This window comes from Qipengyuania gaetbuli, from assembly GCF_009827315.1.
Lineage (GTDB): Bacteria > Pseudomonadota > Alphaproteobacteria > Sphingomonadales > Sphingomonadaceae > Qipengyuania > Qipengyuania gaetbuli.
Map to the genome: position 1 here is coordinate 884,902 of NZ_WTYF01000004.1, position 17,975 is coordinate 902,876.

Here is a 17,975-nt window from a genome sequence, read left to right on the forward strand (position 1 = left end):
CGATACAACGCCACGCCAGAAAGACGATGCGCACTTAAGAAATGTTGAAAAGGCGCAACCATCGGATTGGCTAACATTATTATCTTTGCCAGCAATCGTCCCGCTTTGCAACGTGGCGGAAACATCTCGTTCATCACGTTTGTTGGAGCGGTAGAAGGGGTAGGCGCGCCATGGTTACCGGCCCGCAAACCTTCCCTGTACCGGAGCTGCAATGCATTTTGACGACCGCCTTGCCACAGTCCTGCGCAATCGCGCGGCGGGCGAGCGTGCGGCGCGTACACAGTTCCGCCAGCTGCTGGACCTGTTGGGAGAGCGTCCGCAGGCCGGCGACAAGGCGCTGAAGGCTGCCGCCTACCTGCGCCTGATCGCACTGGGCGAGATCATTCCGGTCAAGGACCGAGCCGCGATCGTGGGCGAAAGCGGCTGGCGTTTCCGCAATCCGGAACTGGTCAAGTGGTTCGGCGAGGCGCATCCCCATATCGCGGCTGCCGCGCTCTATCGCGCCCGCCTGACGGGCGATGAGTGGGAGCAGCTCATCCCGCAGCTGCCCATCCGGGCCCGCGGTTTCCTGCGCCATCGCCGGGACCTGCCGGACGAGGCTGTCCGGGCACTCGACGCACTCGGCGTGTCCGACCGCGCGCTGCCGCTGCCCGAACCGTTCGACCTGGTCGAAGAATTCGCAACGCCGGATATCGAGGGGGTGCCGGAGCTAAGCGAACCCGAAATCCTGCCCGAAGAGCCGGAACCGCTTTCGCTTTCGCCCGAACGACTGGTGCCGGAACCAGAGCCGGAACCTGAACCCGTCTCGCAACCAAAACCCCAACCGGCCATGGGCGGTTCGGAAGGTATTCGCGCACTCGTCGACCGGATCGAGGCATTCCAGCGCACCCGTTCGGAACGCTCCGGCGACAGCGATGACCCGCGCCTACCGCTGGGCGAAGATGACGAACAAGTCGCGGCGAAGCCCGTCGACCAGTTCCTGTTCGGCTGCGACACGGAAGGCCGCATCGACTGGGCCGAACCCGCTATCGCTCCGATGGTGACCGGCATGGACATGGCTTCCATGGCGAAGGATAGCGAAGAGGCAGCGCGTACGATCCGCATGCGCCAGCCCATGGCGGCGCTGGCCGTCAACATTCGCGGCGCGGTCCGGCTGGAAGGCGATTGGGTGGTCGATGCGACGCCGCGCTTCACCCGCTCCGAAGGCCGCTTTTATGGCTACGTCGGACGTTTCCGTCGGGCGGTTTCCGGTATCGAGGACCGCCGCGAGGCCGAGGCGGACCGCCTGCGTCAGTTGCTCCACGAACTGCGCACGCCGGTGAACGCCATGCAGGGCTATGCCGAGATCATCCAGCAGCAGATGATCGGCCCAGTGCCCCACGAATATCGCGCCATTGCCGCGACCATCGCCGGAGATGCCGCGCATATCCTTGCCGGCTTCGACGAGCTCGACCGGCTGGCCAAGCTGGAAACCGGCGATCTCGACCTCGAAAAGGGCGATGCCGATTTCGCCGCCATCGCCCGCAAGCAGGTGACACAGTTGCAGCCGGTGCTCAGCCCGCGCGTTGCGCGCTTCGATGCCGATCTTGGCGAAGGGCGCGCGCCCATCGGCCTGTCGCAGGGCGAGGCGGAACGGTTGGCGTGGCGCCTACTCGCCACGCTCGCTGGCACTTTGGCCGCTGGTGAGACGGTATCGCTCAAGATGCGGACAGGGCTCGAACAGGTGGAGTTCGCTCTCACCCTACCCGCTGCCCTGCGCAAGGCGGCGGACATCTTCTCGGTCGATACGCGCGCGCAGACCGGCGCGCTGAGTGCGGGCATTTTCGGTGCCGGCTTCTCATTGAGGCTCGCGCGGGCAGAGGCGCGCGCGGCGGGCGGGGAACTGGCAAGGGTGGACGATGCGCTGGTGCTGAGCCTGCCGCTCTTGACCGCCGCCAGCGGCCTGCCTAGCCCTGAAAACCAGCCGGACAGTGCAGCCGGCTGAAAAGGGGGGCAAAACTCCCGGGGGCTCGCGATACAACGCTTGAGGGGAAGTTTCGCTTGGCCGACCGCAGCCTGCTCGATCCGCCGCCAGCCTCGCTCAAGGTGCGATTTGCGCCGGGTTTCGGCCAGCGCGTCCTGCTGACGGTCGATACCGAAGAGGAATTCGACTGGTCCAAGCCTTTCTCGTCCGAAGGCCACGGCATCGGCCACGTGCTGCGCATCGCCAAATTCCAGCAATTCTGTGAGGGCATGGGCGTGGTGCCGGTCTACCTCGTGGACTGGCCGGTCGCCACTTCGCAGCGGGCCCGCGATATCCTCGTCCCGCTGGTACAGCAGGGCAAGGCCGAGATCGGCGTGCAGCTGCACCCGTGGGTCAATCCGCCGCTCATCGAGGAAACCAGCGTGCACAACAGCTTCGCCGGCAACCTCCCGCCGGACCTGGAACGCGACAAGTTCAACCGGCTGGTCGACGCGATCGAGGACAGCTTCGGCATCTTGCCGCAAATCTACCGTGCGGGACGATACGGGGTCGGTCCTGCCACCGCGCGCATGCTGAAGGAGCGCGGCATCGCCATCGACAGTTCCGTCCGGCCGCATCACGATTATTCCGCACAAGGCGGGCCGGACTTCCGCCGTCATCCCGATCATCCTTACTGGTCCGACGAGGAGCGGCGGCTAGTCGAACTGCCGCTTACGACCAGCTTCTGGGGCATGCTTCGCCGGCAAGGCGCGCTCGTCCAGCCGCTGCTCCGCAGTTTCCCGAAGCTGGGCGGCGTGCTCAACCGGCTGGGCCTGTTCGAGCGCATACCGCTGACGCCGGAGGGCACCAGCAAGGAAGAGGCGCTGCGCTGCATCGACATGGCGCTGGACGACGGGACGGAATTGCTCGTCATCAGCTTCCACAGCCCCTCGCTCGTGCCCGGCCATACGCCCTATGTCCGCACCGAAGACGACCTCGACGATCTCTACGACTGGTTGCGCGGGGTCTATGCCTATTTCGCCATGCGCGGCGTGCGGCCCACTACGGTGCGGGAAATCGTCCAATCGGTGGAGGTCTGACGCTTGCGCATATGCGAAGGCGCGGCTAGTCGCGGCATTCGCCAGATCGGCGGATGGCGTGGGCCTGTAGCTCAGTTGGTTAGAGCTGGCCGCTCATAACGGCTAGGTCGCGGGTTCGAGTCCTGCCGGGCCCACCAGCCAGTCCGTCCATCCGGTCGTGTTTGCCCGTGTCGGGGAGTAGCGCAGCCTGGTAGCGCATCTGTTTTGGGAACAGAGGGTCGCAGGTTCGAATCCTGTCTCCCCGACCACACGGCAAGCAGAGGGAAGGAGGACAGACTGACCGCCTCCGCCTCTCCCGCAATCCCCGACCGGCGCGCTATATGGGCGATCGCCCTGCCTGCCATGGTGACCAATGTCGCGACCGCCCTGATCGGCATCGGCGACATGTGGATCGTGGGCCAGCTGGGCGATGCTCCGACGCAGGGCGCGGTTGACGTGGGGGCACGTCTCTTCGCCGTGCTGTTCACGGTAATGAACTTCCTCAAGACCGGCACCACCGGACTCGTCGCACAGGCAGGCACGCGGTCCGGCATGGATGCACAGGTCTCGGTGCTTGTGCGCGGACTGGTCGTGGGCCTTGCCATTGCGGCCATGTTGCTGGTTGCACAGCCGCTGCTGCTGCCGCTCTCGCTGGAGGCGCTGGGCGCCGAGGGCGCGGTGCTCGACGCCGCACGGGTCTATGCAGAAATCCGCTACTGGTCCGCGCCGGCGGTGATGGCCAATCTCGCGCTTATCGGATTCATGGTCGGTCGGCGACAGATGAAGGCCGTGCTGCTGTTCGAAGTGGCCTACAACCTTGCAAACATCCTGCTTGGCCTGTGGTTCGTCTTCGCGCTGGACTGGGGCATTGCGGGTATCGGCTGGTCAAGCCTTATAGCCGAATACGGCAAGCTGGCCGCGCTTGCGCTGTTCCTCGCCCGCGGCGAATTGCTGCGTCAGGTGGCTGGCGCGCTCAGGGAACATTCGACGCTGGAGTGGCACTCGCTGCGTCCCTTCCTGTCGGTCAATCGCGACCTGTTCCTGCGCACGCTGGTGCTGACCGTATCGCTTGCCGCGCTGACGCGCCTTTCGGCAGAGCGCGGCGCAGTGCTGCTCGCGGCGAACGGCATCCTCTACCAGATGTTTATCTTCACCGCCCTGCTGCTCGACGGGTTCGAGAACGCGGCGCAGGTCCTCAATGGCGAGCGGGCGGGCGCAAGCGACCGGAGGGGCTTTGTCGCCTATGCACGCGCGATCCTGCTGCGCGGAACGGGCGCCGCGGCGGTTGTCGCGCTGGCCTTCGCCCTGTTCTCGGGTCCTGTGCTGGCGAGCTTTGCGGCGACGGCGGACGTGGAAGCCACAGCGCTGGCGCTTGCCCCGTGGCTGATCGTCATCCCTTTTGCTGGCGTCGCCAGCTTCGTCCTCGACGGTATATTTGTGGGTGCCAGCTGGACGCGGGCACTGCTCGTTTCGATGGCCTTGGCGTCTGCCGTCTACGCCGCAACGCTATGGCTCAGCTGGCCGCTCGGCGCGCATGGGTTGTGGCTGTCGTTCACCGTGTTCCTGGTGGCGCGAGCCGGTTTCCAGCTCTTGCTGATGCCGCGACTGCTGGACCGGGAGTTTGGCGCGAGGCCGTCCGCCTAGGCGCGCGCTGCGCGCAGTTCGTCCTCGCCGCGCCATTCTGTGACGACGTTGTTCTTGTCCATCTTGCCGTCGTGGACGATGCGGTTCCGCCCGCCCTGCTTGGCGGCATAGAGCGCCGCGTCGCAGCGTGCGAAGAGCCTGCCGTAGCCTTCGCCCTCGTCACGCCCGGCAACGCCGAAGCTTGCCGTGAGACGGTGGTCTTCGGGCATGCCTTCGATGGCGCGGTCACCGAAGCGGCGGCGCACACGTTCGGCCATGGCCATGGCTGCCGCGCCGTCACAATTCCATGCGAGCACGCAGAATTCCTCGCCGCCGATGCGGCCGGCAATGTCGGTGTCGCGAATGGTGGAGCGGATGACTTCGCCGAATTCGGCAATCGCATTGTCACCAGTCTGGTGGCCGTAGACGTCGTTGACCGCCTTGAAGTGGTCGATGTCGGCGACGACGAGCGATACGGGCACGGCTTCCTGCTTCGCCTTTTCGAGCCAGGCAATCACGTCCTGTTCGAAGGCGCGGCGCGTCCTGAGACCGGTCAGCATGTCGAGTTCGGCTTTCTCGCGCACGGCAACCATCTGGTCGTAGATGCAGGCCCCCAGCAGGACCAGCGCGCTGGAAAGCGAGATGATCGAGAGCGAGAGGTTCACGACCGAATAATAGATCGATTCGCGGTATTCGCTGGCGATGATGCTGCCCTCGAACATCAGCGTGACGACGGGGCGGATCAGGAATTGCGCGGCCAGCAGCACGTGCATGAAAATCACGAAGCGGTCGATCGCTTCGCGCCGGTGCGCATTGAGCAGCGACATCAGGCCGATCACATACATCACGCCGTATCCGGTGTTCACGATGATCAGGCGCGACGAAATGTCCGCCGAGACCGCCACGGCCACGGCAAGCGTGGCTGCCGACAGTCCGTAAACCAGCAGCAGCGCGCCGAGATAGGGCGGCTGGCCGACGCGGCGCGTCAGGCCCCAGATCGCCGATGCGACGCTGAGCGAATAGAAGAATTGCGTGAGGTGGAACACGTAGCTCGATGCGGTGTCGAGCAGGTGCGTCACCGTGAAGCCTACGGTGAAGAAGAAATAGGTCGCGGCAAAAGCGAGGACGTAATTGTCCATCTTCCCGCGCCTCCAGATCACGAGGAACAGGACGCAGAAGATCACCGCCGAAAGCGGAGTAATCAGTCCGATTATCTGTTCGCGCATGCGTGGTTTCCCCCCGAAAGCCCCCAGCTAACCCGCGAAGGTTAATTTGTTGTTGAGGAAAAGCGCGATTATCGAGTGATTTTCGCCCTTTATCGGCTAGCGCCCTTAGTTACCGGGGGCGGCACTGCGCAATATCGGCCCCTCCCGATTGGCGAGGATTCCCACAACCTCGGTCCAGACGGCGACATTCTGGCGCAGCTGCACGGGGTCGATCTTGTCGAGCGTATCGTCGGCCGTGTGGTGCAGGTCGAAATAGCGGGTGCCGTCCTGCCGCAGGTCGATCAGCGCCCCGCCCTGCTCGCGAACCAGGTTGAGGTCCGCCCCGCCGCTGGCCACGCCGCGCGACGGCGCAACGCCGAAGCGCGCGACGGCGCGCGCGATCTGGCCGAACAGCGCCGGATCGCTGGCGGTGAAGTTCGTATCGAATTTCCAGATGCGGTCGGCGCCGAAATCGCTTTCGAGACCGACATAGACCGGCTCGTCCGCATGGGCCTTGGCATAGGCAGCGCTGCCCCACAGGCCCGTTTCCTCGGCCCCTGCGAACAGCAGGCGGATGGTGCGCAGGGGCCTGCCCTGTGCCGCGACATGCTTTGCCGCCGCCGCGATGATGCCGCAGCCCGCCCCGTCGTCGATTGCGCCCGTGCCGAGGTCCCAGCTGTCGAGATGGCAGGCAAGCAGCACCGGCGGGAGCGAGGGGTCACGCCCGGTGATCTCGCCCACGACGTTGCCGCTGGTGGTCGTGCCGAGATCGCGCGGCGTCAGCAGCAGCTTCATGCGCACCGTCTGGCCGCGCGCGAACATGCGCTCCAGATTGTCGGCATCGGGATTGGACAGCGCGCCTGCCGGGATGGGCTCCACCCCTTCGGCAAAAGTGGTCGTCCCCGTATGCGGCACACGGTGATTGTCGGTTCCGACCGATCGGATGACGGTTGCAACCGCCCCCTTGCTCGCCGCCAGCGAAGGCGCGGTCCATCGCGCCGGTCCGGCAAAGCCGTAGCCCGAGCCGTCCTGTGCGGGACGCATGTCGTGGCTCACGAAGGCGATCTTGCCTGCAAGGCTGCCTGCTTCCGCGTCACGCAGATCGGCGAAGCTGGGGAAATAGACCACCTCCGCTTCGATCCCCTCTGGGCCGGTCGAGCTGGTAGTCGAGAGGGCCGTGATCGCCATCGGCTGGGCGAAGGGCGCGGTGACCCAGGCAAGTTCCTGTCCGCGCACCCAGGTTTCCATTTCGAACGGTTCGTCCGCCACATTGGCAAAGCCGTTGCGCTTCAGCCAGGCCATCGCCCAGGTGCGGCCACGCGCCTCTTGCTCGGTGCCCGGCATGCGCGGGCCGACTTCGGTGGTAATGCTCTCCACGAAATCCCACGCGATGATATCGCCGGTCAGGGCCTCGTCGGCGGTGTTTGCAAGGGCCGGAACGGCGAAGGCGAGCGCGGCGAGCGCAACGATCTGTTTTTTCATGGCGCGCTTGCTAGCAGCCGCAGCCGCCGTGCCAAGCGTCAATCGGGCGCGCGCGTAGCGAAACCGCTCTGGTCGAAATAGCGCACGGTCTTTTCGAGCCCTTCGCGCAACCGCGTGGTTGCCTCCCAGCCGAGCATTTCCCGGGCCAGCGTCGTGTCCGGACGGCGGCGGCGCGGATCGTCCTGCGGCAGCTGCTTGTGGACCAGCTTCGAGCTGCCGCCGACGATGTCGAGCACGGTCTGCGCCAGTTCCAGCATCGAGAACTCGGCCTCGTTGCCAAGGTTCACCGGGCCGGTCGTATCGGCATCCGTCGCCATCATCCGCACGCAGCCGTTGACCAGGTCGTCGACATAGCAGAAGCTGCGCGTCTGTTCTCCGTCGCCGAAGATGGTGATGTCCTCGCCCCGCAGCGCCTGCAGGATGAAGTTCGACACCACGCGCCCATCATTGGGATGCATGCGCGGGCCATAGGTATTGAAGATGCGCACAACCTTGATCGGCAGGTCGTGCTGGCGGCGATAGTCGAAGAACAGCGTTTCCGCGCAGCGCTTGCCCTCGTCATAGCAGGACCGCGGGCCGATCGGGTTGACGTTGCCCCAATAGGTCTCCGGCTGGGGGTGCACGTCGGGATCGCCGTACACCTCGCTGGTCGATGCCTGCAGGATTGGCACGCGCAGCCGCTTGGCAAGGCCGAGCATGTTGATCGCGCCGATGACGCTGGTCTTGGTCGTCTGGACGGGGTCGAACTGGTAGTGGATCGGCGATGCGGGGCAGGCAAAATTGTAGATCTCGTCCACCTCCACCGACAGCGACATGGTGATGTCGTGGCGCAGCAGCTCGAAACGCGGATGGTCGAACAGGTGCGCGACATTGGCGCGCGCGCCGGTGAAGAAATTGTCGACGCACAGCACCTCGTGGCCGTCGGCGAGCAGCCGGTCGACGAGGTGCGAACCGAGGAAGCCCGCCCCGCCCGTCACCATGACGCGCTTGGTCAGCGAATAGCGCGACAGGGCGCTCGGTTTGTCGGAGCCGCTCATGTGCCGGCCATGTCCTCCCAGAATTGAACTGCCCGCTCAGCGCCCTTGCTGTCGGGGTCGAACAGCGCCTCAACCGCATCGGCGAAGCGCTCGGTATCACCCATGTGGGCCCGTGCGGTAGTCGCCTGCGAGTATCTCTGCCAGTCCGCTTTGTCCTTCGACAGCGCCAGCATGGCATGGGCGATGCCTTCTGCCGATTGCGGTTCGACCACGTGACCCGTGACGCCGCTGCGCACGAGCGCATCGCGCGAACCCACGGCAGTGGAAACGATCGCGGGCACGCCGAAGGCCGCGGCCTCGTTGACCACCAGCCCCCATTGTTCCTCGGTGCTGACGAGGCACAGGGCCAGCGCGCGGGCGAGCCGCCGCGACACCTCTTCGGCCCGCAGGAAACCGGTGAATACGACGCCCTCGCCCGCCTGTTCCTTCAGCGCGCCGGCCAACTCGCCGTCGCCGGCAAGGACGAGGCGGCGCGCAGCGGAACCGGCAAGTTCGCGATAGCGTGCGTATCCCGCGAGCAGGACCGACAGGTTCTTCTTCTCCACGAAGCGCCCGACGAACAGGAAGTCCCTATCTTCCCAGCGCACCGCTTCGCCCGCGCCTTGCGCGCTGATGCGATCAAGGCCCACGCTGTCGTATCCCGGCAGGACCGGCTTGTCGCCGAAGCCGAGGAAGCGCAGGTATTCGCGCTGCCTGAGGCCGCCCACGATGGCTGCGCGATAGGATGACAGCAGCCGTGCCTTGGCCTGTTCGCGCGGCAGGCTGCGGGGAAAGTCGTCGAACTTGCTTTCGGTCATCATGACCACGCGCTTGCCCGCAGCTGCCAGCCGCCACGAAAGGGCGATGATGTCGCGTTCCGAATAGGGCACGCCGATGCAGACCATCTCGGCATCGCGCACTGCCTTCATCGCCGCGCGGTAGCGCGCAAGGTGGCCGACCTCGTCATAGGACTTGCCGGGAAACAGCGTGACGTGGCGGGCATGTTCGATGCCCTCGGCCGGCTCCCACGCATAGGTCGCGCTGGTGGTGGCATATTCGACCGCCAGCACCTCGGCCCGCCCGGCCAGCCGGCGCGCGGCCGCCTCGACCCGGTCGACGTGATAGGCGGCGAACTGCGAAAACAGGATCGCGACCTGCGGCAGCTTGCCCGTGTTGGCTGACCCTTCGTCCATTGCCGCCAAGCGCTAGGCCAAGGCAGGCCGTAATGCCACCCTCCGGCTTGCCCCCAGCCACAGCTACGACTATCTGGCGCGCAACCTTTCCATTCCCGAACAGAATCGCTCGAAGGACACGCCCGATGGCCGCCCAATACGCCTTTGTCATGAAGGACATGACCAAGACCTTCCCCGGTGCAAACAAGCCGGTGCTGAACAACATCAACCTGCAGTTCTACCAGGGCGCCAAGATCGGCATCGTGGGTCCCAACGGCGCGGGCAAGTCGACGCTGATCAAGATCATGGCCGGCATCGACAAGGATTTCACCGGCGAGGCGTGGCCGGGCGAGAACATCACCGTCGGCTATCTCGAGCAGGAGCCCGAGCTCGACCCGACCAAGACCGTGCTCGAAAACGTGCGTGAAGGCGCGAAGGAAACGGCCGATCTTGTCGCGCGCTTCAACGAAGTCAGCGCGCTGATGTGCGAACCAGACGCCGATTTCGACGCGCTGGGCGCGGAAATGGGCGAACTGCAGGACAAGATCGACGCGGTCGACGGCTGGACGCTCGACAACCAGCTCGAAGTCGCGATGGAAGCACTGCGGTGCCCTCCGGGCGACTGGCCGGTGAAGGACCTGTCTGGCGGTGAAAAGCGCCGCGTCGCACTCACCCGCCTGCTCATCCAGAAGCCGTCGATCCTGCTGCTGGACGAACCGACCAACCACCTCGACGCGGAATCCGTCCAATGGCTCGAAAACCACCTCAAGGAATACGCCGGTGCGGTGCTGATGATCACCCACGACCGCTACTTCCTCGACAATGTGGTGGAGTGGATCCTCGAACTCGACCGCGGCAGCTACTACCCGTACGAAGGCAACTACTCGACCTACCTCGAGAAGAAGGCCAAGCGTCTCGAGCAGGAGAGCCGTGAGGAAAGCGGCAAGCAGAAGGCCCTGCAGCGCGAACTCGAATGGATCCGGCAGACGCCCGCCGCCCGCCAGACCAAGTCCAAGGCGCGTATCCGCAAGTTCGAGGAACTGCAGAACAGCCAGGACAACCGTGCCGTCGGCAAGGCCCAGATCGTCATCCAGGTTCCCGAACGCCTCGGCGGCAAGGTCATCGAGGCCAAGGGCATTTCCAAGGCCTATGGCGACAAGCTGCTGTTCGAAGATCTCAGCTTCACCCTGCCCCCGGGCGGCATCGTCGGCGTGATCGGCCCCAACGGCGCGGGCAAGTCCACGCTGTTCAAGATCCTGACCGGCAAGGAAGAGCCGGACAGCGGCACGATCGAGATCGGTTCGACCGTGCGCCTCGGCTATGTCGACCAGAGCCGCGACCACCTGAACCCGCAGAACAATGTCTGGGAAGAAATCTCCGACGGCCTCGATTACATGAAGGTCAACGGCCAGGACATGTCGACGCGCGCCTATGTCGGCGCCTTCAACTTCAAGGGCCCGGACCAGCAGAAGAACGTCGGCAAGCTGTCGGGCGGTGAACGCAACCGCGTCCACATGGCCAAGATGCTCAAGGCGGGCGGCAACGTCCTCCTCCTGGACGAACCGACCAACGACCTGGACGTCGAAACGCTCGCCGCGCTGGAAGACGCGATCGAGAATTTCGCCGGCTGCGCCGTGGTCATCTCGCACGACCGCTTCTTCCTCGACCGATTGGCCACGCATATCCTCGCTTTCGAGGGCAACAGCCACGTCGAATGGTTCGAAGGCAACTTCGAGGCTTACGAAGAAGACAAGCGCCGCCGCCTCGGCGATGCAGCCGACCGTCCGACGCGTCTCGCCTACAAGAAACTGACGCGTTAAGGCTGGCGTCACAGTCGACCGGCCAGGAGGACTTTCAAGGGGGATAATCTTGAGCCGGGGGACTGCAATCCATAGCGAGAGATATGTCTGGCCGCTGGTCTACAGCCTGGCTTGGCTTGTCTGCGCCTATATCGCGCTGGAACTGACGCAAGGCGAGGACGGGATCGCGGCCGTCTGGCCGTCGAGCGGCATTTTCGTCGCCTCGCTTCTCCACCTAGGACGGTCCGGACGCCTCGCGACGACCGTGGGCGTCGGTATCGCGAGCCTGCTGGCGAACTATGTCGGCGGCCTCTCGCTCCTTGCCTGCTTCGGCTACACGGTCGCAAACCTCGCCGAAGGCTGGCTGGTCTTCTACCTGATGGGCGGCGAAAAGAGCCGCGGCAAGCTGCTGGCGCGGCCGATGAACCTCATCCGCTTTGCCGCCTCAGCCATCTTCGTCGCCATGCTCAGCGCAGGCGTCGCCGGCGTGCTGTCGGCCAAGTTCGATCTCGACTTCCTGACCTCGTGGGCGACGACTGTCGGCCTCGGCATGCTGATCGTGGCGCCGTTCATCCTCTTCCTCGTCCAGAGCGACGAGGGGCGCAAGCGGCTGGTCAGCGTGCGGACGGTCTGGGCGCTGATGCTGGTGGCGGTCGCATCGCTCGCCGCCTTCGGGCAGGCCCAGGTCCCGCTCCTTTTCCTGCCGGTGCTGGCAATCTCCATCGCCACGGCTGCGCTGGGCCTCAGCGGCGCGGCGCTTGCCCTGCTGGTGGTGGCGGTCATCGGATCGGTGCTGACGGTCTACGATACCGGACCGGTCAGCGGCTATTTCCCGCTGCAGGGCCAGCAGGTCCTGTTCCTGCAGGTCTATTTCCTCGGCCTGCTCGTCAGCGCCATGCCGGTCGCCCTGATGCTGGCGCAGCGCCAGCGCGACCTGGTCAAGCTGTCGACCAGCAACCGCTTCCTTACTTCCGCCGAAAAGGCTGCCAAGGTCGGGCACTGGCGTTACGCTCCGTCGGACGGCGCGGTCTATCTCTCGTCGGAAGCGCGCCGGATGCTGGGTGAGGATGCGCGCCCGCATACCGTCGCCGACATCGCCGATCTCTTCCATGACGACGATCGCAAGCGCGTGGCGCACGTTCTGCTGCAATCGCTTGCCACGGGCGTGCCCTTCGTGTTTGAGGCGCGCATACCGGGCCCGCAGGGCGAGATGTTCGATACCGAATGCCGCGGCGAAGTCGAATGGGCCGACGACCCCCAGAAGATCGCCATCTTCGGCACGATGATGGACATCACCGACCGCGCAAACACCATGCGCGAACTGGCCAACGCCCGCGCCCATGCCGAGCGCGAGGCCGAGGAAACCCGCCTGCTGGCCGAAACCGACCACCTCACGGGCATCGCAAACCGCCGCAAGATCCTGTCCGATCTCGAACGCACCGTGCTCGACGGGCGCGCGCGCTCTGAAAAGGTGGCCATCGCCATGGTCGACGTCGATCACTTCAAGTCGATCAACGATCGTTTCGGTCATGAAGCGGGCGACCGCACACTGCAGCAGCTTAGCTCGATCCTGTCGGACCGGTTCGCCGATGCAGGAATGGTCGGGCGTTTCGGGGGCGAGGAATTCCTTATCGTGACCCGCGGTCTCGGCGCCAGCGAACTGGATACGCGCTGCACCGCGCTGCGCGATTTCCTGTGCACCTATGCCTGGCCGGTCGAGGGGCTGAGCGAACTGACCCTCAGCATAGGGATCGCCGAACTGGGCGAAGGGGCGAGCGAGACCGACCTCCTCAACGCTGCCGACAAGGCGCTTTATTTCGCCAAGCGCGGCGGGCGGAACCGCTCGGTCGTGTTCGAAGGCAATCTCATCAGGGTGTAAGCCAGCGGTCGCCTGTGTCGCCGATCAGCGCGCGGCGATGGCCTTCGTGGGACAACCAGTACCAGTCCACTTCCGACAGCGTCACCAGCAAGACGGCGAAATTGGCCCGCGCGGGCACCAGCTGTTCATCGGTCGGCTGTTCGCCCTGCGCCCAGTCGGGAAGCCCGCTGGACGGGCCATCGCTTTCCTCGCCCGGCGCTGCGCCGAGGTAGCACCTGCGCGCGAATTTCGTGCTCGAGGCCCAGGCTGCATCGGCCAGCGGCGTATCGGTCTCGATCCGGCCCCGCCCCCGGCAGCGCAGTTGCACCTTCGCATCGGGATCGTAGAACAGCACCGCCATGTCGGCTCCCTCGCCGATCACCTGCACCTTGGGCGAGCGGATATCGGTGTGGAACCGCAAGGTGGAACTGTCGATGTCGAATTCGCGCAGCACCATGATCCGTGCGTCTGCATCGGGGGTTATCACGACCGGCGTGTGCATCGCCGACTTGCGGCCCGATGCGGCCATGGTGAGGCGATCGGCGATATCGGCGCGGACCTTGTCGAGCGTGTCGTACATGGCGTTGCAAACGCACCAGAGGCGGCTTGGTGTCAAGACGTCGATGTTCAGGTTGGACCGCTTGAACATGAACGGGAGGCAGGCAGGCCGGTTCAGTTACAAGACAGGACGTTCTGCTACATCGTGTTACATCGAAGTAGGAGCCGCGGGTGGTGGAGCGGTCTCACGAGCGAAAAAGGATAGCTCAATGACTGTGACCAAGCTGATGAAAGGCAGTGCCCTGGGTGCTCTCGCGATTGCGATGGCGACCACCGTCCTGCCCGCCCAGGCGTCGGCTGCCGAAGCCACCGCGCAGGAACGCCCCGACCGCGAACGCGGCGAACGCCGCCAGGAACGCCGCAGCGAACGCCGTGAAGTTCGCCAGGAGCGCCGCGAGGTGCGCCAGGAACGCCGCGCAGAACCCGGCCCGCGTATCGAGCGCACCGCCCCTGTCGAAAGCATGCGCGAGCGCCAGATCGACCGTCGCCAGACCGTCGCCACCGCGCAGTCGCGTGGCGAGGAGCGTCGCGGCCGTGACTGGAACCAGTCGCAGCGTCGCGCGGAGGTGGCCCAGGAACGCCAAGGTCGCAACTGGAACCGCTCGGAAAGCCGCGACGATCGTCGTGACGACCGCCGCGCCGAGCGCCGCGACGGCAATCGCGATGCCGCGCGCATCATCCGCCGTGAACGCGTCGAGGATGCGCGTCGCGAAGCCTATCGCGACGGCCGCCGTGACGAGCGCCGGGGCGATTACCGCGAGAACCGCGAGATCCGCCGCGATGCCTATCGTGACGGCTACCGCGACGCTCGCCGGAGCGACCGGAACGATCGCCGCGCCCGCTATTACGACGGACGCCGCTGGCACGATTACGACCGGTGGGACCACCGTCACTGGCGCTCGAACACGCGCTACGACTGGTACCGCTATCGCAATCACAACCACAGCATCTTCCGTCTCGGCCGCTATTATGCGCCCTATCGCGGATACAGCTATCGCCGCCTGAACATCGGTTTCTATCTCGGGGACCTGTTCTTCGGCAGCCGCTACTGGATCAACGATCCCTGGCGTTATCGCCTGCCGGAAGTCTACGGCCCCTATCGCTGGGTCCGGTATTACGACGACGTGCTGCTGGTCGATATCTACAGCGGCGAAGTGGTCGACGTGATTTACGACTTCTTCTGGTAAGCCCTTCGAAGCTCCTGCCCGAAGGGAGAAGAGTGGCCCTTCGGGCAAGATACCCCCGCCGAGCGATCGGCGGGGGTTTTTCTTTGCCTCAGCCCGGCACCTTGCCGAAGGGCAGCATACGGAAGACGCCGCCGTTCTTGTCGAAGAAGGTGTGCTTCAGGGCCCCAAGGATATGCAGCGCGATGAGGTAGATGAAGACCTCGCCGCCGGTCTTGTGGAAGCCGATGATGGCCTTGCCGGCATCGGGGTTTTCGCCCACCGGCAGCGCCGGCAGCGAGAAGATACCGAAGACATCGACGCCCATCCCGAAGAAGGAGCCGGCCAGCCAGCCGCCGATCGGCAGGCCGATGAGCAGGACGTAGAAGATCACGTGGACCGTGCGCGCCAGCACCCGCTCCCAGTTCGCGAGATTGCTCGGCAGCGGCGGGACCGGATGGGTCCAGCGCCACAGCAGGCGGCCGATCGTCAGCAGCAGGATGGTGATGCCCAGCGCCTTGTGATTGGCCATCAGCGGCGCCTTTTCTGCATCGCCCAGGTGCTCTGCCGCCTCGACGATGCGCCAGTTCACGATCACCGCGACCGCGATAACCCAGTGAAATATCATCGCGCCGACCGAATAGCGGCGGCCGCTGGTGGTGGTATCCATAGTTTGTCTCCCCGAAGTTTGCGGAGAAACTAGACGTTTGCGTGTGCGGCACAAGATGCCGCCTTGCGGGGCGCGCCCCGATTGGTAACAGTCGGGCCATGACCAAGACCGCAATCATTCCCGACCAGGACGCGCTGAAGCGCATCGGCAAGCAGGTGCGTGCGCGCCTCGAGGCCGATCCGGACATCTACAAGGTGCCGACCGAAAAGGCGGAAATCTTCGCCGTGCCGAACTTCCTCTCTCGCGAGGAATGCCGCCGCTTCATCACCATGATCGATGTCGTCGCGCGACCCAGCGAACTGCACGAGACCGCCTATATCGAGAAGTTCCGCACCTCCTATTCGGGCAATTTTGATCCGCGCGATCCCTTCGTGAAGGGCATCTCGCGCCGGATCGACGATTTGCTCGGCATGAACCCGATGTGCGGCGAATCCATCCAGGGCCAGCGCTACCTGCCGGGGCAGGAATTCAAGCCGCACAACGACTGGTTCTATACAGACCAGGAATACTGGCAGCTTGAACGCAAGCGCGGCGGCCAGCGGTGCTGGACGGCCATGGCCTTCCTCAACGTGGTGGAAGAAGGCGGGCACACGCATTTCACCGAGGTCGGCGCGTCGATCGAACCCAAGCCCGGCGTCCTCTTAGTGTGGAACAATGCCACGCCTGACGGGGTGCCCAACGAAGGCACGATGCACGCGGGCACACCGGTCATAAAGGGTGCGAAATACGTCCTGACCAAGTGGTACCGGACGCGCAAGCACGTCTGACGGGTCAGCCGCGCGCGAGCGCCTCGGCGATGAGCTTGCGGCTGTTTTCGATCCCGTAGAGGGCGATGAAGCTGCCCATGCGCGGCCCCTGGTCGCTGCCGAGCAGCGTCTGGTAGAGCGCCTTGAACCAGTCGCGCAGGTTCTCGAACCCGAATTCCTCGCGCTTGCCGATCTCGTAGACTTCGGTCTGCAGATCTTCCGCGCTGGTATCGGCATCGGCCGTGGCGAGATAGGCGTCGAGCGTCTTCAGCGCCGCAGCCTCGTTCGCTGCCGGAGCGCGCTTTTCCAGCGTCGGCGCGATGTAGTCTCGCGTGTAGTTCACCGCCGTCTCGATCAGCACTTCCAGTTCGGACGTCACCTTGCCCTCACCGATATAGCTTTCGAGATATTCGCGCAGGTTCGGGACAGTCGCTTCCGCGCCCAGCACGCTGGCGAGGTTCAGCAGCAGGCCATAGGTCACCGGCAGGCTGTCGCCGCCGCCGGGAGCCTCTTCCGCGTCGAACCCGCCATTGGCGCGCAGCAGGTGCCACACCGGATTGCCGAGCTGCTTGTCGAGGTCCTGTTCGCTCAATCGCTCGCGGAACTGCCAGTAATCGTCGACCGCGCGCGGGATCACGCCCACGTGCAGCTGCTTGGCGCTCTTGGGATTGGGGAAGATGTAGAAGCCGAGGCTCTCCTCGCTGCCGTATTGCAGCCATTCCTCGATCGACAGGCCGTTGCCCTTGGACTTGGAAATCTTCTCGCCGTTCTGGTCGAGGAACATCTCGTAGATCAGGCCTTCCGGCTTGCGACCGCCGAGCACCTGCACGATCTTGCCCGACTGCACGCCGCTGTCGGTCAGGTCCTTGCCGTACATCTCGTAATCGACGCCCAGGGCGTACCAGCGCATCGCCCAGTCGACCTTCCACTGCAGCTTGGACATGCCGCCAAGCGCAGACTGTTCGACCGTGCTGCCGTCTTCGTCGGTGAAGCGGATGGTGCCGGCTTCGGCATCGACCACCTCTACCGGGACTTGCAGCACGCGGCCCGTCAACGGGCTGATCGGCAGGACCGGCGAATAGGTCTGCCGCCGCTCTTCGCGCAGCGTAGGCAGCATGATGTCGAGGATCGCCTGGTTCTTGCGCAAGACCTGCCGCAACGCATCGTCGAAGCGCCCGGAATTGTACATGTCGTTCGCGGCGATGAATTCGTACTGGAAGCCGAAGCGGTCGAGGAACTCGCGCAGCTTGGCGTTGTTGTGCGCAGCGAAGCTTTCGTGGCCCTTTTCGAACGGGTCGGGCACGCGGGACAGCGGCAGGTGCAAATTCGCCTCGAGCAGCGCCTGGTTGGGGACGTTGTCGGGCACCTTGCGCAGGCCGTCCATGTCGTCGGAAAAGGCGACGAGGCGCGTCTTGCCGTCTTCCGGCTTCGCACCGATCATCGCCTCGAAAGCGCGGCGCACCAGCGTGGTGCGCAGCACTTCCTGGAACGTGCCGATATGCGGCAGGCCGCTGGGGCCGTAGCCGGTTTCGAACAGCACGGGGCTGCCGTCGGGCTTGGTGCCGTCGGGATAGCGTTTGAGCAGGCGCTGCGCCTCCTGGAACGGCCAGGCCTTGGACACGCGCGCGGCGGCGATCAGATCGTTCATGCTCATGGCGCACC

Annotated in this window: 14 protein-coding genes and 2 tRNA genes; 9 read left to right on the forward strand and 7 right to left on the reverse strand. The window is 65.0% G+C overall.

The annotated features are described in order from the left end of the window. Positions 1–211 precede the first annotated feature (211 nt). From GRI42_RS06715 to GRI42_RS06735, 5 genes are all read left to right on the forward strand, one after another. Complete coding sequence (locus GRI42_RS06715; RefSeq protein ID WP_160607538.1) at positions 212–1,984, forward strand: sensor histidine kinase; 1,773 nt, start codon at positions 212–214, stop codon at positions 1,982–1,984. 56 nt (positions 1,985–2,040) lie between these two features. Beyond that, positions 2,041–3,042, forward strand: coding sequence for a polysaccharide deacetylase family protein (locus GRI42_RS06720; protein ID WP_160607539.1), 1,002 nt, complete (start codon positions 2,041–2,043; stop codon positions 3,040–3,042). Between the two features lie 60 nt (positions 3,043–3,102). Next, positions 3,103–3,179 (forward strand) — tRNA-Ile (locus GRI42_RS06725). Positions 3,180–3,213: 34 nt separating this feature from the next. After that, positions 3,214–3,290: transfer RNA gene (locus GRI42_RS06730), tRNA-Pro, on the forward strand. A gap of 94 nt (positions 3,291–3,384) precedes the next feature. Continuing rightward, complete coding sequence (locus GRI42_RS06735) at positions 3,385–4,665, forward strand: MATE family efflux transporter (RefSeq protein WP_234033882.1); 1,281 nt, start codon at positions 3,385–3,387, stop codon at positions 4,663–4,665. Here GRI42_RS06735 and GRI42_RS06740 read toward each other — a convergent pair. From GRI42_RS06740 to GRI42_RS06755, 4 genes are all read right to left on the reverse strand, one after another. Beyond that, on the reverse strand, positions 4,662–5,870 hold the full coding sequence (locus tag GRI42_RS06740) for a GGDEF domain-containing protein (protein WP_160607541.1): 1,209 nt from the start codon (positions 5,868–5,870) through the stop codon (positions 4,662–4,664). The genes GRI42_RS06735 and GRI42_RS06740 overlap by 4 nt on opposite strands. Positions 5,871–5,975: 105 nt before the next feature. Further along, entirely contained in the window at positions 5,976–7,331 is a 1,356-nt protein-coding gene (locus GRI42_RS06745) for a M20/M25/M40 family metallo-hydrolase (protein WP_160607542.1), read from the reverse strand. A 38-nt stretch (positions 7,332–7,369) separates the two neighbouring features. Continuing rightward, positions 7,370–8,368: a UDP-glucuronic acid decarboxylase family protein gene (locus tag GRI42_RS06750; RefSeq protein WP_160607543.1), complete on the reverse strand. Its 999-nt coding sequence runs from the start codon at positions 8,366–8,368 to the stop codon at positions 7,370–7,372. Continuing rightward, positions 8,365–9,540 carry a glycosyltransferase gene (locus GRI42_RS06755; RefSeq protein ID WP_160607544.1) on the reverse strand — a complete coding sequence of 392 codons (1,176 nt, stop codon included), beginning with the start codon at positions 9,538–9,540 and terminating at the stop codon, positions 8,365–8,367. Before GRI42_RS06755 ends, GRI42_RS06750 begins: the two co-directional genes overlap by 4 nt. A 125-nt stretch (positions 9,541–9,665) precedes the next feature. Here GRI42_RS06755 and ettA point away from each other — a divergent pair, with 125 nt between their 5' ends. Next, a complete protein-coding gene (gene ettA / locus GRI42_RS06760) occupies positions 9,666–11,339 on the forward strand; it encodes an energy-dependent translational throttle protein EttA (RefSeq protein ID WP_160607545.1) in 1,674 nt (557 codons plus the stop codon). Between the two features lie 49 nt (positions 11,340–11,388). Further along, on the forward strand, positions 11,389–13,197 hold the full coding sequence (locus tag GRI42_RS06765; RefSeq protein ID WP_160607546.1) for a sensor domain-containing diguanylate cyclase: 1,809 nt from the start codon (positions 11,389–11,391) through the stop codon (positions 13,195–13,197). Here the strand turns inward: GRI42_RS06765 and GRI42_RS06770 are convergent. Continuing rightward, positions 13,187–13,756 carry a PNPOx family protein gene (locus GRI42_RS06770; protein ID WP_234033884.1) on the reverse strand — a complete coding sequence of 190 codons (570 nt, stop codon included), beginning with the start codon at positions 13,754–13,756 and terminating at the stop codon, positions 13,187–13,189. The genes GRI42_RS06765 and GRI42_RS06770 overlap by 11 nt on opposite strands. A gap of 187 nt (positions 13,757–13,943) precedes the next feature. On the opposite strand from GRI42_RS06770, the gene GRI42_RS06775 reads away from it, so the two are divergent. After that, a complete protein-coding gene (locus GRI42_RS06775) occupies positions 13,944–14,921 on the forward strand; it encodes an RcnB family protein (RefSeq protein WP_234033885.1) in 978 nt (325 codons plus the stop codon). Positions 14,922–15,009: 88 nt separating this feature from the next. Here the strand turns inward: GRI42_RS06775 and GRI42_RS06780 are convergent, their stop codons facing one another. After that, positions 15,010–15,567, reverse strand: a complete 558-nt coding sequence (locus GRI42_RS06780; RefSeq protein ID WP_160607547.1) for a cytochrome b — start codon at positions 15,565–15,567, stop codon at positions 15,010–15,012. Positions 15,568–15,665: 98 nt separating this feature from the next. Between GRI42_RS06780 and GRI42_RS06785 the strand changes: the two genes are divergently transcribed. After that, complete coding sequence (locus GRI42_RS06785; protein WP_160607548.1) at positions 15,666–16,334, forward strand: prolyl hydroxylase family protein; 669 nt, start codon at positions 15,666–15,668, stop codon at positions 16,332–16,334. Between the two features lie 4 nt (positions 16,335–16,338). On the opposite strand, the gene GRI42_RS06790 is transcribed toward GRI42_RS06785, so the two are convergent. Next, entirely contained in the window at positions 16,339–17,967 is a 1,629-nt protein-coding gene (locus tag GRI42_RS06790) for a lysine--tRNA ligase (protein WP_160607549.1), read from the reverse strand. Positions 17,968–17,975: the final 8 nt, after the last annotated feature.

Coding starts and splice junctions, on each gene's coding strand:
- GRI42_RS06785 (WP_160607548.1), top strand. CDS start 15,666: ATGACCAAGACCGCAATCATTCCCGACCAGGACGCGCTGAAGCGCATC.
- GRI42_RS06755 (WP_160607544.1), bottom strand. CDS start 9,540: ATGGACGAAGGGTCAGCCAACACGGGCAAGCTGCCGCAGGTCGCGATC.
- GRI42_RS06715 (WP_160607538.1), top strand. CDS start 212: ATGCATTTTGACGACCGCCTTGCCACAGTCCTGCGCAATCGCGCGGCG.
- GRI42_RS06780 (WP_160607547.1), bottom strand. CDS start 15,567: ATGGATACCACCACCAGCGGCCGCCGCTATTCGGTCGGCGCGATGATA.
- GRI42_RS06745 (WP_160607542.1), bottom strand. CDS start 7,331: ATGAAAAAACAGATCGTTGCGCTCGCCGCGCTCGCCTTCGCCGTTCCG.
- GRI42_RS06740 (WP_160607541.1), bottom strand. CDS start 5,870: ATGCGCGAACAGATAATCGGACTGATTACTCCGCTTTCGGCGGTGATC.
- GRI42_RS06790 (WP_160607549.1), bottom strand. CDS start 17,967: ATGAGCATGAACGATCTGATCGCCGCCGCGCGCGTGTCCAAGGCCTGG.
- GRI42_RS06775 (WP_234033885.1), top strand. CDS start 13,944: ATGACTGTGACCAAGCTGATGAAAGGCAGTGCCCTGGGTGCTCTCGCG.
- GRI42_RS06770 (WP_234033884.1), bottom strand. CDS start 13,756: ATGTACGACACGCTCGACAAGGTCCGCGCCGATATCGCCGATCGCCTC.
- ettA (WP_160607545.1), top strand. CDS start 9,666: ATGGCCGCCCAATACGCCTTTGTCATGAAGGACATGACCAAGACCTTC.
- GRI42_RS06735 (WP_234033882.1), top strand. CDS start 3,385: ATGGTGACCAATGTCGCGACCGCCCTGATCGGCATCGGCGACATGTGG.
- GRI42_RS06750 (WP_160607543.1), bottom strand. CDS start 8,368: ATGAGCGGCTCCGACAAACCGAGCGCCCTGTCGCGCTATTCGCTGACC.